21 protein-coding genes are annotated in these 26,634 nt (G+C 71.0%); 11 read left to right on the plus strand and 10 right to left on the minus strand.

Annotated elements, in window-relative coordinates; translation table 11 throughout:
* The 3 genes from AC2DGY_RS13810 to AC2DGY_RS13820 are packed head-to-tail and all read right to left on the minus strand — an operon-like array spanning position 1 to position 3,193.
* Positions 1 to 885: a carbohydrate ABC transporter permease gene (locus tag AC2DGY_RS13810; protein WP_484510330.1), complete on the minus strand. Its 885-nt coding sequence runs from the start codon at positions 883 to 885 to the stop codon at positions 1 to 3.
* Positions 882 to 1,898, minus strand: a complete 1,017-nt coding sequence (locus tag AC2DGY_RS13815; RefSeq protein ID WP_484510331.1) for a carbohydrate ABC transporter permease — start codon at positions 1,896 to 1,898, stop codon at positions 882 to 884. The genes AC2DGY_RS13810 and AC2DGY_RS13815 overlap by 4 nt, the downstream gene beginning before the upstream one ends.
* Before the next feature lie 2 nt (positions 1,899 to 1,900).
* Positions 1,901 to 3,193 carry an ABC transporter substrate-binding protein gene (locus AC2DGY_RS13820; protein ID WP_484510332.1) on the minus strand — a complete coding sequence of 431 codons (1,293 nt, stop codon included), beginning with the start codon at positions 3,191 to 3,193 and terminating at the stop codon, positions 1,901 to 1,903.
* Positions 3,194 to 3,350: 157 nt separating this feature from the next.
* Here AC2DGY_RS13820 and AC2DGY_RS13825 point away from each other — a divergent pair, with 157 nt between their 5' ends.
* A complete protein-coding gene (locus tag AC2DGY_RS13825; protein ID WP_484510333.1) occupies positions 3,351 to 4,352 on the plus strand; it encodes a LacI family DNA-binding transcriptional regulator in 1,002 nt (333 codons plus the stop codon).
* Between the two features lie 147 nt (positions 4,353 to 4,499).
* Here the strand turns inward: AC2DGY_RS13825 and AC2DGY_RS13830 are convergent, their stop codons facing one another.
* Positions 4,500 to 5,072, minus strand: a complete 573-nt coding sequence (locus AC2DGY_RS13830) for a TetR/AcrR family transcriptional regulator (RefSeq protein ID WP_484510334.1) — start codon at positions 5,070 to 5,072, stop codon at positions 4,500 to 4,502.
* A gap of 106 nt (positions 5,073 to 5,178) precedes the next feature.
* On the opposite strand from AC2DGY_RS13830, the gene AC2DGY_RS13835 reads away from it, so the two are divergent.
* From AC2DGY_RS13835 to treZ, 8 genes are all read left to right on the plus strand, one after another.
* Positions 5,179 to 7,740: an MMPL family transporter gene (locus AC2DGY_RS13835; protein ID WP_484510335.1), complete on the plus strand. Its 2,562-nt coding sequence runs from the start codon at positions 5,179 to 5,181 to the stop codon at positions 7,738 to 7,740.
* 49 nt (positions 7,741 to 7,789) lie between these two features.
* A complete protein-coding gene (locus AC2DGY_RS13840; protein WP_484510336.1) occupies positions 7,790 to 8,470 on the plus strand; it encodes a GTP pyrophosphokinase in 681 nt (226 codons plus the stop codon).
* A 185-nt stretch (positions 8,471 to 8,655) separates the two neighbouring features.
* Positions 8,656 to 9,504: a transposase gene (locus AC2DGY_RS13845; protein ID WP_484510337.1), complete on the plus strand. Its 849-nt coding sequence runs from the start codon at positions 8,656 to 8,658 to the stop codon at positions 9,502 to 9,504.
* A gap of 63 nt (positions 9,505 to 9,567) precedes the next feature.
* Positions 9,568 to 10,452, plus strand: a complete 885-nt coding sequence (locus AC2DGY_RS13850; RefSeq protein ID WP_484510338.1) for a TerC family protein — start codon at positions 9,568 to 9,570, stop codon at positions 10,450 to 10,452.
* A 7-nt stretch (positions 10,453 to 10,459) separates the two neighbouring features.
* A complete protein-coding gene (locus AC2DGY_RS13855) occupies positions 10,460 to 10,954 on the plus strand; it encodes a glutaminase (RefSeq protein ID WP_484510339.1) in 495 nt (164 codons plus the stop codon).
* Positions 10,955 to 11,015: 61 nt separating this feature from the next.
* Positions 11,016 to 13,226: a glycogen debranching protein GlgX gene (gene glgX / locus AC2DGY_RS13860; RefSeq protein ID WP_484510340.1), complete on the plus strand. Its 2,211-nt coding sequence runs from the start codon at positions 11,016 to 11,018 to the stop codon at positions 13,224 to 13,226.
* Positions 13,226 to 15,628, plus strand: coding sequence for a malto-oligosyltrehalose synthase (treY, locus tag AC2DGY_RS13865; protein ID WP_484510341.1), 2,403 nt, complete (start codon positions 13,226 to 13,228; stop codon positions 15,626 to 15,628). The genes glgX and treY overlap by 1 nt, the downstream gene beginning before the upstream one ends.
* 101 nt (positions 15,629 to 15,729) lie before the next feature.
* Positions 15,730 to 17,502 carry a malto-oligosyltrehalose trehalohydrolase gene (gene treZ / locus AC2DGY_RS13870; protein ID WP_484510342.1) on the plus strand — a complete coding sequence of 591 codons (1,773 nt, stop codon included), beginning with the start codon at positions 15,730 to 15,732 and terminating at the stop codon, positions 17,500 to 17,502.
* On the opposite strand, the gene AC2DGY_RS13875 is transcribed toward treZ, so the two are convergent.
* The gene (locus AC2DGY_RS13875) at positions 17,499 to 17,705 is read right to left on the minus strand and encodes a hypothetical protein (protein WP_484510343.1); all 207 of its coding nucleotides are present in this window, start codon (positions 17,703 to 17,705) and stop codon (positions 17,499 to 17,501) included. The two genes, treZ and AC2DGY_RS13875, sit on opposite strands and share 4 nt — an antisense overlap.
* Before the next feature lie 172 nt (positions 17,706 to 17,877).
* Between AC2DGY_RS13875 and AC2DGY_RS13880 the strand changes: the two genes are divergently transcribed.
* The gene (locus AC2DGY_RS13880; RefSeq protein WP_484510344.1) at positions 17,878 to 18,687 is read left to right on the plus strand and encodes a tryptophan-rich sensory protein; all 810 of its coding nucleotides are present in this window, start codon (positions 17,878 to 17,880) and stop codon (positions 18,685 to 18,687) included.
* Positions 18,688 to 18,697: 10 nt separating this feature from the next.
* Here AC2DGY_RS13880 and AC2DGY_RS13885 read toward each other — a convergent pair whose 3' ends face one another.
* On the minus strand, positions 18,698 to 19,432 hold the full coding sequence (locus AC2DGY_RS13885) for a glutamine amidotransferase-related protein (protein WP_484510345.1): 735 nt from the start codon (positions 19,430 to 19,432) through the stop codon (positions 18,698 to 18,700).
* Positions 19,433 to 19,507: 75 nt separating this feature from the next.
* On the opposite strand from AC2DGY_RS13885, the gene AC2DGY_RS13890 reads away from it, so the two are divergent.
* A complete protein-coding gene (locus AC2DGY_RS13890; protein WP_484510346.1) occupies positions 19,508 to 19,807 on the plus strand; it encodes a hypothetical protein in 300 nt (99 codons plus the stop codon).
* A gap of 1 nt (position 19,808) precedes the next feature.
* On the opposite strand, the gene AC2DGY_RS13895 is transcribed toward AC2DGY_RS13890, so the two are convergent.
* The 4 genes from AC2DGY_RS13895 to AC2DGY_RS13910 form a co-directional block, all read right to left on the minus strand.
* A complete protein-coding gene (locus AC2DGY_RS13895) occupies positions 19,809 to 20,384 on the minus strand; it encodes a LysR substrate-binding domain-containing protein (protein WP_484510617.1) in 576 nt (191 codons plus the stop codon).
* A 226-nt stretch (positions 20,385 to 20,610) separates the two neighbouring features.
* The gene (locus tag AC2DGY_RS13900; protein ID WP_484510618.1) at positions 20,611 to 21,018 is read right to left on the minus strand and encodes an LbetaH domain-containing protein; all 408 of its coding nucleotides are present in this window, start codon (positions 21,016 to 21,018) and stop codon (positions 20,611 to 20,613) included.
* A gap of 109 nt (positions 21,019 to 21,127) precedes the next feature.
* Positions 21,128 to 21,904, minus strand: a complete 777-nt coding sequence (locus AC2DGY_RS13905; protein ID WP_484510347.1) for a DNA-formamidopyrimidine glycosylase family protein — start codon at positions 21,902 to 21,904, stop codon at positions 21,128 to 21,130.
* Positions 21,897 to 26,591: an ATP-dependent helicase gene (locus tag AC2DGY_RS13910; protein ID WP_484510348.1), complete on the minus strand. Its 4,695-nt coding sequence runs from the start codon at positions 26,589 to 26,591 to the stop codon at positions 21,897 to 21,899. Before AC2DGY_RS13910 ends, AC2DGY_RS13905 begins: the two co-directional genes overlap by 8 nt.
* Positions 26,592 to 26,634: the final 43 nt, after the last annotated feature.

A 26,634-nucleotide genomic window follows, 5' to 3' on the forward strand; every position in this document is an offset into this window, starting at 1 on the left:
TCAGCCTTTCACTGCGCCGGTGAGCCCGCCCACGATCCGCCGCTCGAACAGGCTGAAGAACACCAGAGCGGGGAGCATGGACAGCGACGTGAACGCCAGGACGCGGGCGGTATCCACGGAGTACTGCGATGAGAAGGCCTGCACGCCCAGCGGGAGGGTGAACGCGGCCTCGTTGTTGAGGATGAACAGCGGCAGGAGGTACGCGTTCCAGCTGCCGATGAACGCGAGGATCCCGACCGTGATCACGCCGGGAACGGCCAGGGGTAGGACCATGCGCCAGAAGAAGCCCAGGCGGCTGCATCCGTCGATGTAGGCGGCCTCCTGGATCTCATCCGGGATGGCGCGGAGGAACGGCACCAGGATGATGACGGTCGTCGGCAGGGCGAACGCGATCTGGGGGAGGATCACGCCGGGGAGGGTGTTCATCAGCCCGAGGTTGCGCACCACGATGTAGAGCGGCGTGATGGCCACGGTGATCGGGAACATGAGGCCGGCGGCGAACATGGCGTACAGGACGCCGCGGCCGCGGAAGCTGTAGCGCGCGATCACGTAGCTGGCCATGAGGCCCAGGGCGACCGCGCCGATGGTCGTCGCAAGGGCGACGATCGTCGAGTTGCCCACCTGCGTCCAGAACTGACCGCTCGTGATGACGCCGATGTAATTCTCGACGTTCCACGGGTCGGGGAATCCCGCCGGGTCGACGGTGATCGCCGAGTTGGAGCGGAAGCCCCCGATGATGATGTAGATCACCGGGCCGAGCATGAGGGCGATGACCACGAAGGCGATGAAGTACACCGCTGGGGAACCCCAGGGGAGCCTCTCGCGCTGCCGGCGTCGCCGGCCGCCCGCGTCGGCGGCGGTGGTGGTGAGGGTCATGGTGCTCATTGCGCACCCTTCTCTGTGATCGCGCCGGCCGTGTCGCGGCGGAGCACGAAGCGCTGGTAGACGAGCGCCACGATGAGCGAAATGGCGAAGATGACGACGGCCACGGCGTTGCCGTACCCGAAGTTGCCGGCGTTGCGCCCCGTCACGACCATGTAGATCGCCATCGTGTTGGTGCCTGCGACCGAGGAGACGTACTGGCCCCAGATGATGTACACGAGGTCGAAGAGCTGGAGGGCGCCGATGATGGAGAGGAACGCCCAGATGCGCAGGGTGGGCGCCAGCAGGGGCAGCGCGATGCGGCGCTGGATCTGCCAGAACGACGCGCCGTCGATGGCGGCCGCTTCGTAGAGCTCGTCGGGGATCCCCTGCAGGCCCGCGAGGAAGAGGATGACGGCGAAGCCGATGTACTTCCAGGTGAGGATCGCCATCAGGGTCCAGATCGCGATCGAGGGATTGGCGAGCCAGTCCTGCTGAAGGAACCCGAGGCCGATCTTTTCGAGCAGACCGTTGGCGGCCCCGTTGGTGGACAGCAGCAGGCTGAAGCCGGTGCCGACGACGACCTCGGCGATGACGTAGGGCACGAAGATCAGCACGCGGATGACCGACTGGCCCCGCATCTTGCGATTGAGCAGCAGCGCCAGCAGGATCGCGATCGGTCCCTGCAGGACGAGGGACATGATGACGATGAAGCCGTTGTGCAGGAGCGCCTGCTGGAAGTTCGGGTCGCTGAAGATCACCAGGTAGTTGCGCAGGCCCACGAACTCGGTCGCCGGACCGAAACCCGACCAGCGGAAGAACCCGTAGTACGCGGCCATGATCACCGGGAGGATGATGAAACCGACGAAGAAGATCACGGCGGGACCGGCCATGAGGAGCACCTCGAGGCGACCCGCCCAGCCCAGCCCGCGCGGACGACGGCGATCCCGCGGCACCGACGGGGGCGGCGTGCTGCCGCCCCCGTCGTGCTGCGCGAGATCAGGACCGTCCGTGGAGGACATCTCGCGAACAGACATGCTCAGCCCTGCGCGCCCGCCGCGTTGACGGCTTCGATGAGCTGCTCCGGCGAGCTGTTGCCGGCGAGCAGGTCGACGACCGCGACGTTCAGCGCGTTGCCGACGTTCTGGCCGAGGACCGTGTCGAGCCACTGCGAGACGAACGGGGCGCTGTTGTAGGCCTCGAGGATCTGCTGCAGGTAGGGCTCGGTGACGGATTCCTGCGCGACGGAGTTCACCGGCGGCGACTGGAAGGCCTCGTAGTACGCGGTCTGCTGGTCGGAGCTTGCGATGAAGTTGAGGAAGTCGGCGCACTCCTCCGGTGCCTGTGCGGCACAGGAGTATCCGTCGACGCCGCCCATCATCGATCCGGGCTCGCCGTCACCGCCGTCGATCTCCGGGAAGGGGAACCATGCCAGGTCGGGCAGCGGCTGCTCGTCGGGCGTCAGGGAGGCGATCACGCCCGGGTCCCACGCGCCCATGAGCTCCATCGCGGCCTGACGGTTCGCGACGAGTCCGGCCGAGCTACCGGCGCCCTGCTGGGCGGCGGTGGTGAGGAAGCCCTCGTTGAAGGGATCGATCGAGGCGAAGTCGCTCAGGTCCTCTGCGGCGCGCTGCCAGCATTCGTCGCTGAAGTCCTTGGAGTCGCCGGTCTCCTCGATCACCTCGGGGCTGCACTCCCGAAGGGCGAAGAAGTAGTACCAGTGCGCAGCCGGCCAGGCGTCCTTCGCGCCGAGCGCGATGGGCGCGATGCCGCTCGTCTTGAGCTGCTCGACGACGGTCTCCAGCTCCGGGATGCTGGTGGGGGTGGCCGCGACGCCGGCGTTGGTGAACGCGTCCTGGCTGTAGAAGAATCCCCCGGGCAGTACCGACAGCGGCATCGCCCAGACGCTGTCCTGGTAGGTCTCGGCCGCGAACGAGCCCTCGGACACCTCGCCTCGGATCTCGTCCGAGATGAGATCCGTGAGGTCCATCAGCTGGCCCGCGTTGACCATCGCGGCGAGCTTCCCGCCGCCGCGCTGGAGGAAGATGTCGGGCGGATCGCCCGCGTTGAGCGCCGTCTGCAGCTTGCCGTCCATGTCCTCGTTCTGGACGGACTGCATATTGATCGTGACGCCGGGGTTCTCCTCTTCGAACGCCGCGATGGCGTTCGTCCAGAACTCCTGGCCGGGGCCGGTCGTGGAGTTCTGCCAGAGGGTCATCTCGACGTCTCCGTCGCCGCCTCCGCCCGACGAACCGCCACCCGAACACGCGCTCAGAAGGAGCGCTCCCGCTGCCAGAGCCGCGGCCCCCGCAACTAGCTTTGTGGACCTCATGTGATCACCTGTCTCTTCATTGAGTGCACCCCTCGGTCATCGAGGGGGCTGCCGATTTCCGCGCGGTGCATCGCCCGGTGCACTGTCAGTGTCCGATCGGCGCGTCATTTCGTCAAACGTTTTCGAAAATGTTTTCCGGACCCCTACGATAACGAGCATGCGGCGACGGGTGACGATCCATGACGTGGCGGCTGCGGCCGGCGTCTCCGTGGCCACGGTGTCCAAGGCGGTCAACGGGCGCTACGGCGTCGCGGATCGCACCGTGCAGCGCGTGCTCGCCGCAGTGACCGAACTCGGCTACGAGTCGAGCCTCGTCGCCAGCAGCATGCGGGCCCGACAGACCGGGGTGATCGGGGTTTTCGTGGCCGGCTTCGAGCCGTTCTCGGCCGAAGTGCTCAAGGGCGTCGGCGCGGCGCTGCGCGACTCGCGCCTGGATCTGCTCGCCTATAGCGGCTCGTCCCAGGGCTCGTCCGAGGGATGGGAGCGGCGATCGCTGAGCCGGCTGAGCGGGACGCTCGTCGACGGGGTGATCATGGTGACGCCGTCGGTTGTCAACGCCGCAGCCGAGGTGCCGGTGGTCGCCATCGACCCGCACACCGGCCCGGCGGACCTGCCGACGGTCGAATCCGACAGCTTCAGCGGGGCGCGCCAGGCCGTGGATTACCTCATCTCCCTGGGGCACCGCCGTATCGGGTTCGTCGCCGGACGCCCGGATCTCCGCTCATCGATCTTGCGCGAGGGCGGCTACCGTCGGTCGCTGGAGGATGCGCGTATCCCCTTCGACGGTTCGCTCGTCGGCGTGGGCCTCTACGCCGAAGACAGTGCCCGGCATGCCGCCACGCAGCTTCTCTCCCGGCCCGACCGGCCCACCGCGATCTTCGCCGCGAACGACATCTCCGCCATCACGGTCCTTCGCGTTGCCGCCGGCATGGGCCTGTCGGTGCCGGCGGACCTGTCGGTCGTCGGCTTCGACGATATCCCCGATGCCTCCCAGGTGTCGCCGGCCCTCACGACCGTGCGGCAGCCGATGCAGCGGCTCGGCCTGGAGGCGGTCACGATGCTCCTGGGGTTGATGGGCGGCACCGCCCCCGCCCAGACGCATCTGCGGCTTCCCACGGTGCTCGTCCCCCGTGCCACGACCGCCCCGCCCCCCGCCTGAGCTCCCCGCGCCTGAGCTCCCCGCCCCCGCGAGTGCACGGGTTGCTGCCGAGCGCACGACCTCACAGCGCAGGAAGGTCGTGCGCTGGGGAGGAAGCCGTGCACTGGACGCACGTCGTGCCGTCGGCGGGGCGGGGAGGGGGCGGGGTCAGCGTCCGAGCACGGCGTCGAGGAGACGATCGGCGTCGCCCTCCCCGACGGGTTCGCGGCTGAGGGCGCGCACGATGACGGCGCCGATGAGCGCCTCCGCGATCTCCTCGACCGGAGCGCCGGGTGCGAGGTTGGGGGCCGTTCCGATGGCAGATCGCAGGCGCCCGACGAGCGACTCGGATCCCGTCAGGCTGTCGCGGAGCCGCCGCCCCGCATCGGCGTTCTCCGCCGCGGCCGCCACGAGCGAGCGCAGCAGGGTCTCGCCGTGCGGCTCGGCGAGCACCGTGAACACCGCCCGCAGCCACTCCGAGAGATCACGGCGGATGTCTCCGGTGTCGGAGAACAGCAGGCGGCCCGGGAGAATCTTCCCCTCGAGAAGGCACTCGGCGATGACCGCACCCTTGGAGGGCCACCACCGGTAGATCGTCTGTTTCCCCACCCCGGCCCGCGCGGCGATCCCCTCGACCGACAGGGCGTCGTAGCCGCGTTCCATCAACAGGTCGGCGGCCGCGTGGAGGATCGCCTGCCGGGCGGCTTCGCTGCGGACGGGGCCGCTTCGCGGGAGAGGCATCGGGCTCGCAATCGGAAAGACGAGACGGTCCGTGTTATCTTAGCTCCGCTTGTCGGAGTCGAGGGCGCCACCTCCCGGCGGCCCCTCGCGAGTCGAAGGAACCGCATTGGCCGAGCTTCTCCATCGCCTGGGAACATTCGCCGCACGTCGCGCCTGGGCCGTGGTCATCGCGTGGGTCGCCCTGCTCGCGATCGCCGGCGGCGGCTTCGCGCTGGGCTTCAAGGGCCTGAGCTCGAGCTTCGACATCCCGGGCACCGCATCCGGGGCCGTCATCGAGGAGCTCGAGGAATCGCTTCCCGACTTCAGCGGAGCCTCCGGCACTGTCGTGTTCGCCACCGAAGACGGCAGCGCGCTCACCGACGATCAGCGCGCCGACATCGCGGCCCTCGTGGCATCCGCCGGCGACCTCCCGGATGTCGCGGATGTCATCGACCCGTTCGCCACCGAGCAGGAACTCGCCGATTCCCGGCAGCAGATCGAAGACGGGCGTGCGCAGCTCGCCGCGGGGCGTACGCAGGCAGAGTCCGGCCAGCAGCAGCTCGACGCCGGACGCGCCCAGCTGGATGCTGCCCAGGCGCAGCTGGACGCCGGCCGTGCGCAGCTCGACGCGGGGCGTGCACGGGCCGAGGCCGCCGGCCTCCCGACCACGCAGCTCGACGCCCAGGAGGCGCAGCTGGATGCGCAGCAGGCCCAGCTGGACGCCGGCCGCGCCGCACTGGACGCGCAGCAGCAGGAGCTGACCGACGCTCTCGCGACGATCGCCCAGCAGGAGGCCGAACTCGAACGCGGCGCCGAACTGCTGTCGTTCGCCGACGAGATCCGGCTGGTGTCGGAGGACGGCGCCACCGCCCTCGTGAACGTCTCCTTCACCGAGCCGCGCCTGGAGCTTCCGGAAAGCTCCAAGCAGGCGGTCATGACGCATTTCCGCTCCGAGCCCATCGACGGCGTCGACGTCTCGTTCTCCACCGACATCTCGCAGGGAGTGCCGCAGATCCTCGGCGTCGGTGAAGCCGTCGGCGTCGTGATCGCCGGCGTCGTGCTGGTCGTGGTGCTCGGCTCGCTGCTGGCGGCGGCCTTCCCCATCGTCACGGCGTTGACCGGCGTGGGGATCGGAGCACTCGCGACGCTGTCGTTCTCGGGCGTCGTGCAGATGGCGTCGGTCACCCCCATTCTCGGCGTCATGCTGGGGCTCGCCGTCGGCATCGACTACTCGCTGTTCATCCTGTACCGCCACCGCCGCCAGCTGCTGCAGGGGGCCGAGGTCGTCGAATCCATCGGCCTGGCCAACGGCACCGCGGGTAACGCGGTCGTCTTCGCGGGCACGACGGTGATCGTCGCCCTCCTCGCCCTCAACATCACCGGCATCCCGTTCCTGGGGCTCATGGGCACCGCGGGGGCGGCCAGCGTGCTCATCGCCGTGCTCATCGCGGTGACGCTCACCCCGGCGCTCCTGGGGCTCGCGGGCAAGCGGGTGCTCGGGCGCCGCGCGCGCGCCCGGCTCACCCACGCGGCGTCGGCGGAGGCCGGGAGCAGCCGGCAGCGGCCGCGCGGGCGTGCCGTGCAGCCGATGTCGACCGTTCGCGCCGTGACCACGACGCTCCTGGCCGTGGTGCTGCTGCTCGTGGTCGCGATCCCTGCCATGTCGATGCGCCTCGGGCTTCCCGACGGCGGATCCGAGGCGGCCGACTCGCCGGCCTACCGCGCGTACACCGCCACGGAGGAGGCGTTCGGCGAGGGGGTCAACGGCCCGCTGCTGGTCACCGCATCCCTTCCCGAGGGCCTCGACGACACCGAGGTGCAGGACGCGCAGCTCGCCGTCGCACGTGGACTCGCCGCGCAGGAGGACGTCGTGGCCGTCGCGCCGGTCGCCATCGCCGAAGACTCCTCGGTCGCCGCGTTCCAGGTCGTGCCCGCCGAAGGCCCCAACAGCGCGTCGACCGAGCGCCTGGTCCGCGATCTGCGCTGGCTCCCTCCCGTCGACGGAGACATCGAGCTGGGCGTTGCCGGGCAGGCCGCGATCAACATCGACATCTCCGAGGGCCTCGCCGACGTCCTGCCGCTGTACCTCGCCGTGGTCGTGGGGCTGTCGTTCCTCATCATGGTGATGGTGTTCCGCTCGATCCTCGTGCCGCTGCTGGCGACGGGTGGGTTCGTGCTCTCGCTCTTCGCGACCTTCGGCGCGGTGACCGCGGTGTTCCAGTGGGGGTGGCTCGGCGACCTGTTCGGCATCCACAACCCGGGCCCGATCCTGAGCTTCCTGCCGGTCATCCTCGTGGGCATCCTCTTCGGCCTGGCGATGGACTACCAGCTGTTCCTGGCGACGGGGATGCGGGAGGCCTACGTGCACGGCGCTTCGGCGCGCCTGGCTGTCGCGCAGGGATTCCGCGCGGGCCGCACCGTCGTCATCGCCGCGGCGCTCATCATGATCTCCGTCTTCGGCGGGTTCGTCACGAGCGAGTCGGTGATCATCAAGTCGATGGGCTTCGGGCTGGCGCTCGGGGTGCTCCTGGACGCGATCGTCGTACGGATGCTGCTGGTGCCGGCCGTCATGCACCTCCTCGGCCGGTCGGCATGGTGGCTCCCGCGGTGGCTGGACCGCATCATCCCGAACGTCGACGTGGAGGGCGCGGCCCTCGAACGGCGGCACGCTCCGCACGCCGCGGTCTGACCCACCGCTTCACAGCGCCCTTGTAGCCGGCCGCCGTAGTGTGCCGGGCATGCCCGGATCGCTCGACGAGCAGCAGATCACCGTGTCCGGCACCGCTCTTCGAGCGATGCGCGACGAGTTCCAGCGGTTCCTCATGGAGTACCGCTTCGGCCTGGCGGAGGTGGAGACGAAGATCTCGATCCTCCGTGAGGAGTTCCAGGAGATGCACGCGTACAACCCCATCGAGCATGTCTCGAGCCGCGTGAAATCGCCCGACAGCCTCGTCGAGAAGGTCCAGCGCAAGGGCATCGACCCCGACTTCCCCTCGGTGCGCGCGGCGGTGACCGACATCGCCGGCATCCGCATCACGTGCAGTTTCGTCGGGGACGCCTACCGGTTGTTCGACCTGCTCACCCAGCAGGACGACATCACGGTGCTGAGCGTGAAGGACTACATCGCCTCGCCCAAACCCAACGGGTACAAGAGTCTGCACGCCATCGTGGAGGTGCCCGTCTTCCTGTCCACCGGTCGCGTGGCCGTCCCCGTCGAGGTGCAGTTCCGCACCATCGCGATGGACTTCTGGGCGAGCCTGGAGCACAAGATCTACTACAAGTACGACCGCCAGGTGCCCGACGAGCTGCTCGCGCACCTCAAGGAGGCTGCCGACACCGCCGCAGAACTCGACACCCGCATGGAGGGGCTGCACCGCCAGATCCGCGGTCCCGCAGCGCCCGGGGTCGTCGCGCTCTAGCCGCGCCCGGCCCGCTCGCCGCCCTGTGCGCACCCCGCGCGCCGGCCCCGGTCGCGTGCACAACTGCGGATCTGCGGGGCGACACGCCGTCGTCGGCGCCCGCATCCGGCGTGTCGGCCAGGATCTCCGCGGTTGTGCACGCGGCGATCGGCGAAGGCTCCGGTCGCGCGCGCGAGAATGGGCGCATGACGGATGCGGCGGCGGAACTCGACGCGGCCGCCGATGCGCTCTACGGGCTTCCACCAGCGGAGTTCACCGCCGCCCGGAACGCCCGGGCGGCCGCGGTGACCGGCGCCCTCGCCAAGAACATCAAGGCGCTGCGGAAGCCCTCGGTCGCGGCCTGGGCGGTGAACCTCCTCGTGCGCGACGGGCAGCTCGCCGAGGCCGTCGAACTGTCGCAGGCGCTGCACGAGGCGCAGGACGACCTGGATGCGCCGGAGCTGGCGAAGCTCGGCCGTCAGCGCCGCGCCCTCGTCGGGGGGCTCGCGCGCCGCGCCGCCGCCCTGGCCGAGGAGGCGGGCACCGCCCTCAGCCGCGCCGTGCTCGAGGAGGTCGAAGTCACCATCAACGCCGCGATCGTGGATGCTGCGGCCGGGGCCGCGATCCTCACCGGGCGGCTCGTCCGAACGGTGCACGCCGATGGTACCGATGCGGCCGACCTCGCGGACGCGGTCGCGGGGTCGGTCCCGGGAGTGCCCGACCGCCCCGCGCCGGCGCGGGACGACCTCGCCGCCCGCCGCGCGCGGAAGGCCGCCGAAGCAGCCGCGCGGGACGCCGACCGTGCCGCATCCGAAGCCGACCGCGAAGCGGCGCGCCTCGAGGGGAAGCTCGCCAAGGCCCGTGAACGCGCCGATCTGCTCCACGAGCGCGTGAACGACCTCCGCGCAGAGCTCGCGCGCATCGAACGTGACGCGGATGCCGCGGACGAGAAGGTCGGGAACCTGGAGGACGAGCACACGGATGCCCGCGACCGGGCCAAGGCCGCCGCCCGCGCCGCCGAGCGCGCCCGCGCGGCGCTCGAACCGGTCGAGTGACGGCTCATCCTCGCAAGGAGTGCGGCGTCCGGGTCATCGGGCCCGGCCCCGTAAAATCGGAGCGTGGACTTCTCCCTCGTCATCACGCCCGACCTGATCGCCGTCTTCCTCACGCTGTTCGTGCTGGAGGTCGTGCTGGGCGTCGACAACGTGATCTTCATCTCCATCCTCGCCTCCAAGCTCCCCGCCGCGCAGCAGGCGCGGGCGCGGAACCTCGGCCTCACGCTGGCCATGGTCATGCGGGTGGGGCTGGTGTTCCTGGCGGGCTGGATCATCACCCTCACGAACGACATCGTCCGATTCGGCGACCTCGGATTCTCCGTCAAAGACTTCATCCTGATCCTGGGTGGCCTCTTCCTCGTGTACAAGGCGGTCCACGAGATCCACCAGAAGCTCGAGGGGGCTGAGGAGCACGCGCAATCCGGCGGCGGGACGGCGACGTTCGGCTCGGTGCTCCTGCAGATCCTCGCCCTCGACCTCGTGTTCTCCCTGGACTCCGTGATCACCGCGGTCGGCATGACCACCAACATGATCGTCATCATCACCGCCGTCGTGCTCTCGTTCGGCATCATGCTCTTCGCGTCGCGCTTCATCTTCGGCTTCGTCAACAAGCACCCCACGGTGAAGATGCTCGCGCTGTCCTTCCTTCTCCTCATCGGTGTCTTCCTCATCGCCGAGGGCTTCGGGCTGCACATCGACAAGGCGCTCATCTACGGCCCCATGGCCTTCGCCGTGTTCGTGGAGGCGTTGAACCTTGCCGCGGCCGCGCGACGCGCCAAACGCGCTCCCGAGGCGCCGGTGACGCTCCGGCCGCGCTACCCCGACGTCGACGAGTCGATCGCTGTCGCGGCCGCCACCGCCCGGGGGCCCCAGGCGGGCGCGGTCGGCCTGTCGCGCCGGCCGGTGGAGGGTGACGGCCCGCACGAAGACCGGGCCGGCCTCGGCTAGGAATGCCATGACGGATGCGGCCGCCGAGGTGGAGGCGCTGCTCGCGCGCGCCCGCACCCGACTGGAGGGTGCTCCCCGGGAGGCGCTGGGCGAGCTGCGGACACCCCGCCGCATCCTCGGCATCTCGCGCTCCCCGCGCATCGTGAGGGTGGGGGAGGCCTGGCACCTCGGTGTGCTCCTCCTCACAGCCGACGCGGTGCTCGCGACCGGGGAGATCGTCCGTGCGCGTGCCGAGGCCGTCCGCGGCTTCACGGCGGAGTCGCAGCGCGCCCGTGCGGCGCTGGCTGCCGCCGCCAGCCGCGGCGGGTTCGCCGAGGGGGAGACCGCGCACGTGGGGTGGGTGCCGCTGGAGCTGTCGATGCTGTCCGAGCGCACGTCCCCGCTCGCGGTGCGCGAGGGCGTGCCGTCGGTGCGGTGGAGCGCCGCCGCCGGTTACGTCCCGCTCGCGGCCTATCTCGACGAGCGCGTCGCCCTGCTGCGTCAGCCACCCGACCGCGCATAGTGGGCGGGGGGTCCGCGGTCAACGCCCAGGCGCGCTTTTTCTGCTGCCGTATCGTTGGGCCGTGCAGGTATGGCCAGGATCCAGTTATCCCCTCGGGGCGACGTTCGACGGCAACGGAACGAACTTCGCCCTTTTCAGTGAAGGAGCAGAGCGTGTCGAGCTCTGCCTCTTCGGAGACGGCGGAGAGGAGACGCGGGTCGACCTCGTGGACGTCGACGCGTACGTGTGGCACGCGTACCTCCCGAACGTCCAGCCGGGGCAGCGCTACGGGTACCGCGTGCACGGGCCGAACGATCCCGAGAACGGGCAGCGGTTCAACCCGAACAAGCTGCTCCTGGACCCGTACGCCAAGGCCGTCGACGGCCAGGTGCAGTGGGGTCAGGCAGTGTTCGGTTACAACTTCGGCGACCCCGACTCGCGCAACGACGAGGACTCCGCCGCCGCCATGATGAAGGGCGTCGTCGTGAGCCCCTTCTTCGACTGGAGCGGCGACCGTCAGCCCAAGACGCCGTATGCCGAATCGTTCATCTACGAGGCGCACGTGAAGGGGCTCACCGAGCTGCACCCCGCCGTGCCCGAAGAGCTCCGCGGCACCTACAGCGGCGTCGCCCACCCCGCGATCATCGAGCACCTCCAGAAGCTGGGCGTCACCGCCATCGAACTCATGCCGGTGCACCAGTTCGTCAACGACTCGACGCTGCAGGAGAAGGGGCTGTCGAACTACTGGGGCTACAACACCATCGCGTTCTTCGCCCCGCAGAACACCTACACCGCCTCGGGCGCCCACGGCCAGCAGGTGCAGGAGTTCAAGGCGATGGTCAAAGCCCTGCACGCCGCCGGCATCGAAGTGATCCTCGACGTGGTCTACAACCACACGGCCGAGGGCAACCACATGGGCCCCACCCTGTCGATGCGCGGCATCGACAACGAGGCGTACTACCGCCTCGAGCAGGACGACAAGCGGTATTACACCGACTACACCGGCACGGGAAACAGCCTGAACGCCGGCAACCCGCACACGCTGCAGCTCATCATGGACTCGCTCCGTTACTGGGTGCTCGAGATGCACGTCGACGGCTTCCGGTTCGACCTGGCCTCCACCCTCGCGCGGGAGTTCTACGAGGTCGACCGTCTCGCGACCTTCTTCGAGCTGGTGCAGCAGGACCCGGTGGTCTCACAGGTCAAGCTCATCGCCGAGCCCTGGGACGTCGGTCCCGGCGGTTACCAGGTCGGAAACTTCCCTCCGCAGTGGACGGAGTGGAACGGCAAGTACCGCGACACCGTCCGCGACTTCTGGCGCGGCGAGCCGCAGGCGCTCGGCGAATTCGCCTCCCGGCTGACCGGGTCGGCCGACCTGTACGAGCACTCCGGGCGTCGCCCCGTGGCATCGATCAACTTCGTCACCGCCCACGACGGATTCACGCTGCGCGACCTCGTGTCGTACAACGACAAGCACAATGACGCCAACGGCGAAGACAACAACGACGGTGAGTCCCACAACCGCTCCGACAACATGGGAGTGGAAGGTCCCACCGACGACCCGGCGATCCTCGGTGCCCGCGCCCGCCAGCAGCGGAACTTCATCGCGACGCTGCTCCTGAGTCAGGGCGTGCCGATGCTCCTGCACGGCGACGAGATGGGTCGCACGCAGGGCGGCAACAACAACGGCTATGCGCAGGACAACGAGATCACGTGGGTCGACTGGGAGAACGTCGATCAGCCGCTGATCGAGTTCACCGCCGCGCTGTCGCGCCTGCGTAAGGAGCACCCGACATTCCGCCGGGGGCGCTTCTTCAACGGCCGCCCGGTCAAGATGGAGGAGGGCGCGCCGATGCCCGACGTCGTCTGGCTGCGCCCGGACGGGTCGGTCATGCAGCCGGAGGACTGGGACTCGGGATTCGGGCGCGCGATCGGCGTCTTCCTCAACGGGCAGGGCATCCGCGAGCGGGACCGCCGCGGCGAGCAGATCGCCGACCGCCACTTCATCGTGCTCTTCAACGCCGGCGACGAGGCGGTGGAGTTCCACGTCCCCGATGTGAAGTTCAGCCCGGAATGGGACGTGCTCGTGGACACCGCGGGCGAGCTGGCCAACACCGAGCCGGTCGAGCCAGGTGCCGCGTTGACGCTCGCGGGCAAGTCGCTCGTGGTGCTGTGCGAACACGACCTTCCCGAGCCCGAGGTCGACCACTCCGTCGCCGCCTCGTTGACCGCGCAGGTGGCCGCCTCCACGACCGAAGACATCCCCGCGCACGCCCCCAAGCCGGAACTCTGATGACGCGCAGCCCGCTCTCCACGTACCGCCTGCAGATCCGCCGTTCGTTCGACCTGGATGCGGCGGCCGAGGTCACCGCGTATCTCCGTGACCTCGGTGTGTCGTGGGCGTACCTGTCGCCGCTGCTGCGCGCGACCCCGGGATCCGACCATGGGTACGACGTCGTCGACGTCACCGTCGTCGACCCCGAGCGCGGCGGCCCGGAGGGGCTCGCTCGGTTCGCGGCATCCGCCCGCGCCCAAGACCTCGGCATCCTCGTCGATATCGTCCCCAACCACATGGGCATCTCCGAGCCGCGGGAGAACCCGTGGTGGTGGGATGTGCTGCGGCTCGGCCGCGAGTCGGTGCACGCCGAGGCGTTCGACATCGACTGGGAGTACGGCGACGGACGCGTGCGCGTGCCGATCCTGGGCGCATCGCTTGACGAGGCGCTCGCCGCGGGAGACCTCGTCATCGACACGACGCCCGCCGACGACGCCCCCTCGGGGTTGCTGCGGTACTTCGACCACGCATTCCCCCTCGCCCCCGGGTCGGTCGACGACGCCGGCCCGACGGCAGGGTCGGCGGCCGCGTGGACCGACCCCGACGTCGTACGGGCGGTGCTCGAGCGCCAGAACTTCGAACTGCGCTTCTGGCGCGACGAGGCCGCCGAGCTGAACTACCGCCGATTCTTCGCCGTCACGACCCTTGCCGGGGTCCGCGTGGAGCTGCCGGAGGTGTTCGAGGCCACCCACGCCGAGATCCTTCGCTGGGTGCGGGAGGGCCTGGCCGACGGGCTCCGGGTCGACCACCCCGACGGCCTGCTCGACCCGGGCGGCTACCTCGAGCAGCTCGCCGCCGCGAGCGGCGACGTGTACGTCCTGGTCGAGAAGATCCTCGAGCACGGCGAGGCCCTGCCGGGCTGGTGGCGCACCGACGGCACCACCGGGTACGACGCACTGAGCGAGATCGGCCGCGTGCTCACCGACCCGGTCGGCGAGCAGGGCCTCGACGCGCTGGACGCGCGCCTGCGCACGCAGACGGGACTCCCGGCCGCATCCGGCTGGCACGACCTCATCCACGACACCAAGCGCATGATCGCCGACACCATCCAGGTGGCTGAGATCCGGCGACTGATCCGCGGACTCCCCGCGCCCGTCGGGCAGCGCGACCGCGCTGAGCTGCAGGATGCGCTCGCTGAACTCCTCGCCTGCTTCCCCGTCTACCGCTCCTACCTGCCGGCCGGGCGCGAGCACCTCGACGCCGCTGCGGCCGAGGCCTCCGGTCGTCGACCCGACCTCGCCGAGGCGATCGCGGGTCTCGTGCCCGTGCTGGCCGACCCGTCGCTGGAGGTGGCGCGCCGGTTCCAGCAGACCACGGGTCCGGTGATGGCCAAGGGCGTGGAGGACACTGCGTTCTACCGCTACACGAGGCTGGGCTCGCTCACCGAGGTGGGCGGCGATCCCTCCCAGTTCGCGCTCCCGATCGCCGGCTTCCACGCCGCCCAGGCCGTACGCCAGGCGTCGTGGCCGCACGCGATGACCACGCTCTCCACGCACGACACCAAGCGCGGTGAAGACGTGCGGGCGCGCCTGGCGGTGCTGGCGGAGATGCCCGAGCGTTGGGCCCGCGTGCTGGAGGAGTTCCGCACGGTCGCCACCACCGGGCATGGCCCCTTCGACGCGCTGCTGTGGCAGGCGATCGTGGGCGCATGGCCGGCATCGCCGGAGCGGCTGCACGCGTACGCCGAGAAGGCGGCGCGCGAGGCGGCCGAGGCCACCGGGTGGTGGGATCCGGTCGAGGCGTTTGAATCCGCGATGCACGCGGTCGTGGATGCGGCAACCGGGCACGCCGCAGAACTGGTCGGGGGCTTCGCGGACGAGATCTCCGCGCCCGGATGGGTGAACGGCCTCTCGCAGAAGCTGCTCCAGCTGGCTGCCCCCGGCGTGCCGGACGTGTACCAGGGTTCGGAGCTGTGGGAGCTGTCGCTCGTCGACCCCGACAATCGACGGGCGGTCGACTTCGCCCAGCGCGCCGCGATGCTCGCCGAGATCGACGCCGGCTTCGCGCAGGGCGACCTGCCGCCGGTCGACGCCACGGGCGCCGCGAAGCTGCTGATCACCTCCCGGACGCTGCGGCTGCGTCGCGACCGTCCCGAGCTGTTCACGCGCTACACGCCGATGACGGTCGTCGGCGAAGCATCCCGGCATGCGATCGCGTTCGACCGCGGCGGGGCGCTCGCCGTGGCGACGCGCCTGCCGCTGGGCCTCGAGCGCCGCGGAGGATGGGGCGACACGGCGCTGCTGCGTGCCGCCGGTCCTGTGGTCGACGCCTTCACGGGTCGCCGCTACGACGCCGGGACGGTTCCCCTGGCCGAACTGCTCTCTGTCTACCCCGTGGCCCTGCTGGTTCCGGAGGGCTGACATGGCATCGTTCGCACGACATCCCGTCGAGCGAACGACCTGACAACGTTGAAACGTCGTGCACGGGGTGGGACCCCGTGCCTTCGCAGAAGGAGTGACGGATGACGATCGAGGTGTGGGCGCCGCGCGCGGAGCGCGTGCGGATGCGGCGGCTGGAGGCCGACGGGACGACGGTCGTGGGCGAGATCGAGCTGCGCCTCGACCCGGCAGGGTCGGGCCGGTGGTTCGCGGATGTCGACCTGGCCGACGGCGAGCGGTACGGGTTCGTCCTGGGCGACTCCGACGAGCTGCGGCCCGATCCCCGCTCGCGGCGCCAGCCCGACGGCGTGCACGCCGCCTCGGCGTGGTTCGAGCACCGCGGATTCGCGTGGACCGATGACGCCTGGACGGGGCGGCAGCTGGCGGGCGGTCTCATCTACGAGTTGCACATCGGCACCTTCACGCCCGAGGGAACCCTGGACGCGGCGACCGGGAAGCTCGACCACCTCGTCGACCTCGGCGTCACGCACGTCGAACTGCTGCCGGTCAACGGTTTCAACGGCGTCTGGAACTGGGGCTACGACGGCGTGCTCTGGTACACCGTCCACGAGGCCTACGGCGGACCGGAGGCCTACCAGCGCTTCGTGGATGCCGCGCACGCGGCCGGGCTCGCCGTCATCCAGGACGTCGTCTACAACCACCTCGGCCCCAGCGGCAACTACCTGCCCGAGTTCGGAGAGTACCTGCGCAGCGGCAGCCGCAACACATGGGGAGACTCGGTCAACCTCGACGAGGACGCCGTGCGCTCCTACATCATCGACAACGCGCTGATGTGGATGAGCGACTACCACGTCGACGGCCTACGCCTGGACGCCGTGCACGCGCTCCACGACGAACGCCCCACCCACATCCTCCGTGAGATCGCCGAGGCCACCGACGCGCTGTCGGCGCACCTCGGCCGCCCGCTCACCACGATCGCCGAGTCGGACATGAACGATCCGAAGCTCATCCTCCCGCGCGAGGCAGGCGGCTACGGCCTCACCGCGCAGTGGAGCGATGACTGGCACCACGCCGTGCACGTCGCCGTCAGCGGCGAGACCGCCGGGTACTACGAGGACTTCGCCGATCCGGCCGCCTTCGTCAAGGTATCCACGAGCGGGTTCTTCCACGACGGAACGTACTCGTCGTTCCGCGGAGGCGACCACGGCTTCCCCATCCCGCCCGAGGTGCCCGCGTGGCGCCTGGTGACCTTCGCGCAGGACCACGACCAGATCGGCAACCGGGCGACCGGCGACCGGCTGTCGCAGAACCTCCCGTACGGCCGCCGGGCCGTGACGGCGGTTCTCACCCTCACCGCCCCGAGCACCCCGATGCTCTTCATGGGCGAGGAGTGGGGAGCGAGCACTCCGTGGCAGTTCTTCACCTCTCACCCCGAACCCGAGTTGGGCGAGGCCACCGCGAAGGGCCGCATCGCGGAGTTCGAGAAGATGGGGTGGGACGAGTCGGTCGTGCCCGACCCGCAGGATCCCGACACCTTCAGCCGATCCGCGCTGGATTGGGCCGAAGCATCCCGCGGTGACCACCGTCGCCTGCTGCAGCTGTACCGCGACCTGGCCCGCCTCCGCCGCGAGCGGCCCGAACTCACCGACCCGCAGTGGTCGGCGCGGTCGGCCGCCGTCGGCGAGGCCGGGCACGGGCGGACGTACCGCTATACCAGCGGTGGCCTGACGGTATTCGCCAACCTCACCGACACACCCGCCGACTCGCCGGTGGCTCCGGATGCGGTCGTGCTGCTGGCCACCGACGGGGCGACGATCAGCGACACCGCCGAACCCGGGGGACGCACCGTCACCATCCCCCCGGATTCGGCCGTGGTGGTCGGCGCGGCGCTCTAAACCTCGCCGGCGTCGAGGCCGTCGCCCAGCCGGACACGTCGTTCGTCATCCAGCGGGGGATCTTCGACGACGTCGGCCGGGTCGAGCGGACGCTCGTCATCGGGGAGGACGCCGGCGCCGGGCTCGTCCGGATCGGCCGGGCGGTCATCATCCGCCGGTTCGTGCTCCAGTGGCGCGTCGGATGCGGGAAGGCCGTTCGACATGACTGCTCCTTGCTGTCAGGGTCCGGTGGTCGACGTTAGCCGCACCGCGAGCGTCGGGCAGGCCCTTGTGCACGAGCGGCAACCCTGACCCGGCCCGCGGGCCGTTGCGCGAACACGCCGGCGGTGGTGTCAACCCGGGGACGGCCCCGAGTTCGGCCCGTACCGTCGTCCCATGCGCACCGGAACTGGGCCCACCGACCTCCTGCGACAGGTCGTGGTGATCTCGGCGGTCTCCTTCATGCTGGTGGCGGCGATGCTCGGCACGGGACTCCTGGGGGGTACGCCCATCCAGGACGTGCAGGGCGGGGCACTGGATTCGGACGCCTCGTACCTGGCACCGGCAGGACCGGCGTTCTCGATCTGGTCGGTGATCTACGTCGGCCTCATCGCCTACGCGGTGTGGCAGGCGCTTCCGCGGCAGCGCGCAGATCCGCGGCAGCGCGAGATCGGGTGGCTCATCGCGCTCACCGCCGTGCTCAACGGCCTGTGGCTGGTGGCCGCGCAGTTCTGGACGCTGCCGCTCACGGTGATCGTGATCATCCTGCTCCTGATCGCGCTCGGCATCACGTTCCGCGTCGCGGTCGCCACCCGCATCCCCGGAGGCGGCGCGCTGGATTCCGTGCTCGTCGACGGCGTCACCGGCCTCCACCTGGGGTGGGTGAGCCTTGCCACGGTCGCCAACACCTCGGCGTGGTTGACCCAGACGGTGCCGCGGGAGTGGGGCGAGTACGCGGCGGCCTTCGGCATCGCCGTGCTCGTGGTCGTCGGCATCATCGGACTCGCCGTCGCCTGGGCCAGCGAGTGGCGGGTGACCCCGGGCCTGGCGATCGGGTGGGGTGCGGTGTGGGTCGGGGTCGGGCGCCTGTCCGGCGAGCCGGAGAACAGCGCGATCGGCGTCACTGCGATCGTCGTCGCGGCCGTCGTGGTGGTGATTCCGCTCGCCGTCGCGGGCCTGCGCGTTCTCCGCCCGCAGGGCGACTGACCCGCCCGGGTCAGGCGGTCGCGATGCGCGCGAACTGCTCGAGCAGTGCCGCGGGCTGGGTCACGGAGGCCGCGAGCACGCGGGCCGCGAGCTCCTCGAACTGGTCGGCCGGAAAGTACCCGTCGAGGCGGTAGATGGCCATCCGCTCGGTGAAGGCCTTCGGTGTCGGCTCCGGGTGGAACTGCGTCGCGTACAGGCGGTCGCCCACCCGGTAGGCCTGCACGGGACAGGCGTCGTTCTCGGCCAGCAGCACGCCGTCGGGGGGAACGGCCGCCGTCCCCTCCTTGTGCGCGGTGAGCGCGGTGAACGGGCTGGACAGCCCTCCGAACAGTGCGTCCGCACGCCCCGCGTCGGTGAGGCGGATCGTGGTGGGCCCGGTGTCTTCGGGGAACTCGCGTGAGACGTGGCCCCCCAGCATCCGCGTCACGACGCCGATGCCGTAGCACGTGAACAGGGCGGTGGTGCGGGATGCAGCGGCCTCCGCCGCGATCCGCTCGAGGCCCGATTCGACACGGCGCTGCTCCTCCGACTTCTCGGAATCCGGATCGGTGAGGTTGAACGGACTTCCCCCGACGACGAAGCCGGCGAAGCGTTCGAACACATCCGGCGGGAGGTCGTCGCGCACGAGGTCGAGGAGGGCGAGCCGGTTCCCATCGAGCTGCATGCCCTCCCGGAACGAGGCGTATTCCGCGTCGGCGGCTGCGCGCTGCGGGCGTGCGCAGACGTAGAGCAGGGGGAGAGTCACCACGCGAGTCTAGGGGCGCGCGCGCCGCCCGCATGCCGGGGTGTGCTCGGCGCCCGCACCGACGAGAATGAGCGCATGGCAGCGCGGTCGGACCGGTACGTACGCGGATGGCTGCTCGCCGCCGACGCGGGCGCCGCCGCCGCGGTGGCCGAGGTGGCCGACCGCCTCGGCTGGGATGCGGTGACCGAGCCGCTGACCGAGGGGCCGGCAGGGACGCGCACCGCACCTCCCGAGGGTCCGCGTTTCGCCGAGCCGCTCCGGGTGGGGCTCACCGCCCGGCCAGGGAGTCGCCCCGTGGACGCGGTGGATGTCGTGCGGGCGCTCGCGGGCCGCTCGGATGTGTGGCTCGACGACCGCCGCGGGTTGCACGGCTGAGTCAGCGGGACGAGTTCGCCGTCCGCCCGCGGACGATGCCGGCGAAGGTCTGCACGTCGGGACTGTCGGCATCCCGCGGCCAGGCGAGCGCGATCGTCGATTCCGGGCCGCCGCGAAGCGGACGGTGGGTCACATCACGACGGGCATACTGGCGGGCCAGCGACATCGGCACGATCACCACGCCCACGCCGGCGGCGACGGTCTCGATCGCGTCCGCAGTCGTTTCGGGGGGCGCGAACGCGGGGGCGCGCGCGCCGGGGAGGTCGGCGGACAGGACGTCGTCATGCGGAACGATGACGACCTCACCCGTCAGATCGGCCGGATCGAGCTCATCTGCGGCGGTGAGGTGCGACTCGGCGGGAACGACCGCCACGGGCACCTCGGTGTACAGCGGGATGACATGCAGGTCATCGTCCTCGAGCGGGAGCCGCACGAGTGCCGCATCCACGCTGCGGTCGGTCAGCATCCGGTGCTGGTCGGCGACGGCGACGGGGACGAGTTCCAGGGGCACCGCGGGCATCCGTTCCGCCCACATCGCGATCCATTTCCCCGGTGTGGCTCCGGGTACCACGCCCAGCCGGAAGGTGCGGGGGTCCTCTGGCGCCGGTGAGGCCGGCGTCGCCTGCGCGCGCGACCCTGCTGCGGGGCGCGTTGACGATCCGCCCCGTGGGGCGCTCGGGCGTGCCGATCCGCCGTTCTTCGTCACTCGGCGGCCGCCGCGCGGTGCGCGGGGCGCGCGCGAACTCCCGCTTCTGGCCATGTCGTCAGCGTAGCCGCCGCGTGGTGCCCGTCGCGTGGTTGAGTCAGGCCGCCAAGCGGAGACCGCGCCGGTCGGTGGCGACGGTCTCGCCGTCGGGGACGCTCTCATCGTCGCGGATCAGCGAGCCCACGGCCACCCGCGCCTGCGTGCCGATGTGCGCGCGTACGCCGATCGTGGCACCCGCGCCGACGGCGGCACCGGATCCGATGTGCGCGTGCGGGGCGATGCGTGCCTGGGGTCCGATCACCGCGTCCGACTCGACCCACGCGCCACGACCGATCTGGGCACCCTCGGCCACCTGGGCGCCGGGCTCGATGTACGCCCCGGCTTCCACGAGCGCGCTGGGGTGGACCTTCGCTCCGTGCGCGATCAGGCCACGACCGTTGACGTGCTTGCGGTAGCGCAGCGTCTCGCCTCGGTCGTTCTCGATGTCGATGTAGTTCTTACCCACGTTCTCCTCCGGCAGCGCCACTCGGCGCCGACACTTATCGCAACGATTCGCTTCCTGCTTTCATTCCCGCGCATGGTCGTTCCCGCGCATGATCGTCCCGGTCGTGCGTTCAGCCGGCCTGACAGACGGGGCACCAGAACACGTTGCGCTCGCTGGTCTCCGCGGCTCCTAGCGAACCGGCCCGGATGATCGCGCCGCATCGCCGGCAGGGCTTGCCCTCCCGGCGATAGACCCAGGTCCGCCGGCCGGGTCGCGTGTCGCCGGTGAACGTGCGGCCCGCCCGCGTGAGGTTGGCCCGGATCATCCGCACGCCGACGTCCAGAAGCGCCGGTGCGTCGACCTCGGTGGCCGGGCGGGTGGGCGGGATGCCGCGGACGAACAGCATCTCGTTGGCGTACTCGTTGCCGAAACCCGCCACGTTGCGCTGGTCGAGGAGCGCGACGTGCGTCGCCCGCGGGTCGCTCCCCAGCCGGCGTGCCGCCTCGGGCGCATCCCACTCGGGGCCGAGCGGATCGGGCCCGAGATGGCCGACGACGCGCTCCTCGTCGGCGGTGGGGAGCACCTCCACCAGCGCCAGGTCGAACCCGACGGTCGTGGCTCGATCGGTCCCGACGATGGCCCGGGCCGAGTACGACGGGCGGTGCCAGCGATCCCCTGGCCGGTACACGTCCCACCGCCCTTCCATCTTCAGGTGCGAGTGCAGCGTCCAGGCCCCGATGCGCTCGAGGAGGTGCTTCCCCCGGGGAACGATCGATTCGACCCGTTCGCCGCGCAGATCCGCGGTGGCGCTGCGCGGCACGCGCACCTCGAAGCGCGTCACCTCCTCGCCCACCAGGGCCGCGGAGAGTCGCTGGGCCGTCCGGTGGACGGTATCGCCCTCAGGCACGCGCGGCCTCCCGGAGCGCGTCACCGGCGGTGAGCCGGCGGAGCGTGAGCCCGCGAGGGGACTCGACGAACCCGGCGTCGCGCAAGGCCCGCCCGACCGCTGTCCCGTACACGAACGCACCGTTGACCTGCTCGATCGTGAGGGTGTCCAGCCGTCGCTTGCGCGCGGTCGCGGCGAGGTCGCGGGTGGCGGCGGCAAGGCGCTCCTCGTCGTCGGTGAACGCCAGGGCGGTGCGGCCCCCTCGCTCGAGGTACAGCGCGATCGCGCCGTCCACCAGCACGACGAGCCCGCCGGCCTTTCGTCCGGGGCGGTGCGTCACGCCCTCGATGCCGGGCCAGGCCAGCGCGGCGCCGTACGGATTGGCGGGGTCGGTGGCCGCGAGCGTCACGGCGCCCAGCGGAGCCGGGTCGGGGAGTCCCGCGAACTCGCGCAGCCGGTCGACGGTCGTGGATGCGGCGAACTGGGCGGCGCCGAGCTTCTCGATCACGTATCCCCGGCGGCAATGGCCGGCCTCTTCGAAGCCCGACAGGATGCGGTACACCTGCGCGAATCCGCCCGGGACGCCCTCGGACTGCACGGCCCCGCGGGTGACGACGCCGTACCGGTCGAGCAGCAGGCTCGCCGTCGCGGTCGCTCGCAGCGCCCGATCCGCTTCGGAGACGGGCAGCAGCGACCAGCGCCCCCCGATGGCCGGGGGCCGAGGCGGAGCAGAGGCACGCGGCAGCGCGGCGGAGCGGTACATCCGTGCGCGGGGAGTCTTGCGCGCCACCCGGTGCGACTGCCCGCCGCCGCCGACCAGGGTGCGCACGGGGGCGAACGTGTCATTGGTCACCCGGCCCGCCCACGTGAGGGCCCACAGCGCTTCGATGACCGACTGCTCGTTCTCGGCGTCGGTGAGCGACCGCAGCTGGGCGGCGAAGTAGGCGCCGCCGGCAGCCAGCGCCTCCAGCAGCCCCGCCTCGAGTCCGCCCGGAGCGATCTCGTCCTCCGGCTCGGTCAGGGTCAGCGGGGCAGCGTCGGCGGGATGCAGCGCGATCCAGCCGTCTCGGCCCGGGAGCGTCCCCTGCCCCGACCACACCACCTCACCCGTCGCGGTGAGTTCGTCGAGCATCGCGGGGGTGTAGTCGGCCACGCGTGCCGGGAGGATGAGTGACTCCCACGCGCTCGCCGGAATCGGCACTCCCGCGAGTTGCTCGACGACGGCGGCGACTCCGTCGATGCCTTCGAGGGGCCGGGTCACGTGCTGCCAGACGGGGAGGAACCGGGCGTACGCCTCCGGCGACACCGGCTCGACGCTGCCGCGGATGGCGGCGAGGGAGCGCATGCGCAGGCGCCGCAGCACCTCGGAGTCGCACCACTCGGTGTCGTCCCCCGGCGCGGTGGAGCTCGCGGAATCGGTCGAGGGAAGGAAGAAGCCGCTGGCGACCCGGCCCTGCGACTCCAGGCGCTGCAGCGTCAGCCGCGCCACGGCTACGCCGATCCCCAGTCGCTCGGCGACCGCGGCGGCGGGGAACGGGCCGTGCGTGCGGGCGTGCCGGGCGACGAGGTCGCCGAGGGGATCGGCGACCGGCTCGAGGAAGGCGTTGGGCAGCCCCACGGGAAGAGCGGCGCCGAGCGCGTCGCGCAGGCGGCCGGCGTCCTCGATCGCCGCGACGCGAGCGATTCCGGCGATGGTCACGGGGATCGCGCGGCGGTCGTCGATGAGCCGCTGGAGGTGCCCCGCCGCCTCCAGCGGCTCATCGCTCTCGCCGTCTAGTCGCTCGGCGACCTCTGCGGCATCGAGCGGTCCGAGCACGCGCAGGAGGTCGGCGACCCCCTCCACGCCGCGGGCGCGGCGCTCGGGATCGAGCCGCTGCACCTCGCGCTCGAACTGCGCGAGGACGTCGGGATCGAGGAGCTCCCGCATCTCGACCTTGCCCAGGAGCTCGCCGAGAAGGGCGGGGTCGACCGAGAGCGCGGCGGCCCGGCGCTCGGCCAGCGGAGAATCCCCCTCGTACATGAACGCGCCGACGTAGCCGAACAGCAGGTCGCGCGCATACGGCGACGGCTGGGTGGTCGTGGTCTCCACGAGGCGGATGCGGCGCTCGCCGATGCTGCGCGCGATCCGCAGGAGGGCGGGCAGGTCGTAGACGTCCTGCAGCACCTCGCGCAGCGTCTCGAGGATGATCGGGAAGGTCGGGTGCCGCCGGGCGACCTCGAGGAGCTGCGCCGACCGCTGCCGCTGCTGCCACAGCGGCGCGCGACGGTTGGGGTTCAGCCGCGGCAGCAGCAGGGCACGTGCGGCGCACTCACGGAAGCGCGAGGCGAACAGCGCCGAGCCGCCCACCTCGTCGGTGACGATCTGCTCGAGCTCGTCGGGTTCGAAGACGAAGAGGTCGGCGCCGGGCGGTTCGGCCGCCGCATCCGGTACTCGCGCGATGATGCCGTCGTCGCTGGCGACTGCCGCGCCCTCGACACCGAGCCGCTCGCGGATGCGGGCGTTCACGGCCAGCGCCCACGGCGAGTGCACCTGCATGCCGTACGGGGAATGGAGGATGATCCGCCAGTCGCCGACCTCGTCGCGGCTGCGTTCGACGGTGAGGGTGCGGTCGGTCGGTAAAGTCCCGGTCGCTTCCCGCTGCTCGGCGAGGTAGGAGAGGAGGTTGCTGACGGCGTTATCGTCCAGGCCGGATTCGCGGAGGCGCTCCTGGGCCTTCTCCGGGGCGGCCGTCGACACGTCGCGGGAGAACTTGCCGAGCGCCTCGCCCAGTTCGGCGGGTCGTCCGATGCCGTCGCCGTGCCAGAACGGCACCTTTCCGGGCTGCCCGAACGCGGGAACGACGTTCACGCGGTCATGGGTGATCTCCACGATCCGCCAACTCGTGGTGCCGAGCGTGAACACGTCGTTGACGCGGGACTCGTAGACCATCTCCTCGTCGAGCTCGCCCACCCGGGCGTTCTGCGACTCGCCCGCGACGAACACCGCGAACAGTCCGCGGTCGGGGATGGTGCCTCCGCTGGTCACCGCCACGCGCTGCGCCCCGGGGCGGCCCGTCAGCGTGCCCGCGTCTCGATCCCACACCACGCGGGGGCGCAGCTCGGCGAACTCGTCGGACGGGTAGCGCCCCGCGAGGAGGTCGAGCGTCGCCTCGAACGCCGACCGGGGGAGGGAGCGGAACGGCGCGCTGCGTTTGACGGTGTCGAACCAGCCCTCGACGTCGATCGTCCCGAGCGCTGCCGCGGCGACCGTCTGCTGCGCGAGGATGTCGAGCGGATTCTGCGGCACGGCGATCGCCTCGATGCGACCGGCGAGCATGCGCTCGGTCACCACCGCGGTGTGCAGCACGTCGCTGCGATGCTTCGGGAAGAGTGCCGCACGACTGACTTCGCCCACCTGGTGGCCTGCGCGACCGACGCGCTGGAGGCCGGATGCGGCGCTCGGCGGCGCCTCCACCTGGATGACCAGATCGACCGCACCCATATCGATGCCGAGTTCGAGGCTGCTGGTGGCCACGACGCAGCGGAGCGTCCCCGACTTCAGCTCGTCTTCGACCTGGGCGCGCTGCTCCTTCGATACCGAGCCGTGGTGCGCTTTGGCGAGGATCGCCGGGGCTCCGGCGTTGGCGCCGGCCTGCGCCATCATGGCTGCCGGTACGGTCGGCTCGGGCAGGTCGATGCCGAGACGTTCGGCGTAGATCTCGTTGAGACGTCCGGTCAGCCGCTCGGCGAGGCGTCGCGAGTTGGAGAACACGATGGTGGAGCGATGCTGCAGGATGCGGTCGACGATCGCCTCCTCCACGTGCGGCCACACCGATCCGGTGACCTCGGTGTTCTCGGCGAACCAGTCCTCGCCGGCGTCGGCGGGGGGTGCCTGGGTGCCCGGGGGCGGGGGAGGGTTGAGCATGTCGTCGACGGGGACGATCACCTGCAGGTCGTAGGCCTTCGTCGCACGCGGGGCCACGATGTCGACCGGTTGCGCGCCCCCGAGGAACCGTGCGACCTCGTCGATGGGGCGGACCGTGGCCGACAGGCCGATGCGCTGCGCGGGGACGTGGTCGCGCCCCTCGGCGTCGGCTGCCCCTCGTCGGAGCGCGTCGAGGCGCTCGAGACTCACCGCGAGGTGGGCGCCGCGCTTGGTGGCGGCCACGGCGTGCACCTCGTCGACGATCACGGTGTGCACGTCGCGGAGGGTGTCGCCGGCCTGGCTGGTGAGCATCAGGTACAGCGACTCGGGCGTGGTGATGAGGATGTCGGGTGGTGAGGTGACGAGCTTGCGCCGGTCGGAGGAGGTCGTGTCGCCGGAGCGCACCCCGACGGAGAGGGCGGGGACTTCGAGGCCGAGGCGACGCGCCGAATGCCCGATCCCCACCAGCGGCGAGCGGAGGTTCCGCTCGACGTCGACGCCGAGGGCCTTCAGCGGGGAGATGTAGAGGACGCGCGTTCCGCGTCGGGGGGCGGCCGCAGCGCGCCGTCTTCCCCGCCCGGGCGGCGGCGCCGGCTCGGCCACGGGAGTCTCCCGGAACACCCGGTCGATGGCCCACAGGAACGCCGACAGCGTCTTGCCCGATCCGGTAGGAGCCACCACCAGCGCGTGGCGGCCGGCGGAGATGGCGTCCCAGGCGCCGACCTGCGCGTCGGTGGGCGCGGCGAACGCGCCACGGAACCAGTCCTGGGTGGCAGGGCTGAACCGCTCGAGCACGTCGCTCACCCCTCCATCCTCTCCCGTCCCGCCGACACCGGCTCGGGCTTGA

The sequence above is a fragment of the Microbacterium sp. Z6_144 genome (assembly GCF_057197625.1).

Excerpts from the sequence above, each read along its gene's own strand:
- AC2DGY_RS13815 (WP_484510331.1), bottom strand. The coding sequence starts at position 1,898 with ATGTCTGTTCGCGAGATGTCCTCCACGGACGGTCCTGATCTCGCGCAG.
- AC2DGY_RS13830 (WP_484510334.1), bottom strand. The coding sequence starts at position 5,072 with ATGCCTCTCCCGCGAAGCGGCCCCGTCCGCAGCGAAGCCGCCCGGCAG.
- treZ (WP_484510342.1), top strand. The coding sequence starts at position 15,730 with ATGACGATCGAGGTGTGGGCGCCGCGCGCGGAGCGCGTGCGGATGCGG.
- AC2DGY_RS13820 (WP_484510332.1), bottom strand. The coding sequence starts at position 3,193 with ATGAGGTCCACAAAGCTAGTTGCGGGGGCCGCGGCTCTGGCAGCGGGA.
- AC2DGY_RS13840 (WP_484510336.1), top strand. The coding sequence starts at position 7,790 with ATGCCCGGATCGCTCGACGAGCAGCAGATCACCGTGTCCGGCACCGCT.
- AC2DGY_RS13875 (WP_484510343.1), bottom strand. The coding sequence starts at position 17,705 with ATGTCGAACGGCCTTCCCGCATCCGACGCGCCACTGGAGCACGAACCG.
- AC2DGY_RS13890 (WP_484510346.1), top strand. The coding sequence starts at position 19,508 with ATGGCAGCGCGGTCGGACCGGTACGTACGCGGATGGCTGCTCGCCGCC.
- AC2DGY_RS13810 (WP_484510330.1), bottom strand. The coding sequence starts at position 885 with ATGAGCACCATGACCCTCACCACCACCGCCGCCGACGCGGGCGGCCGG.
- AC2DGY_RS13825 (WP_484510333.1), top strand. The coding sequence starts at position 3,351 with ATGCGGCGACGGGTGACGATCCATGACGTGGCGGCTGCGGCCGGCGTC.
- AC2DGY_RS13855 (WP_484510339.1), top strand. The coding sequence starts at position 10,460 with ATGACGGATGCGGCCGCCGAGGTGGAGGCGCTGCTCGCGCGCGCCCGC.
- treY (WP_484510341.1), top strand. The coding sequence starts at position 13,226 with ATGACGCGCAGCCCGCTCTCCACGTACCGCCTGCAGATCCGCCGTTCG.
- AC2DGY_RS13880 (WP_484510344.1), top strand. The coding sequence starts at position 17,878 with ATGCGCACCGGAACTGGGCCCACCGACCTCCTGCGACAGGTCGTGGTG.
- AC2DGY_RS13845 (WP_484510337.1), top strand. The coding sequence starts at position 8,656 with ATGACGGATGCGGCGGCGGAACTCGACGCGGCCGCCGATGCGCTCTAC.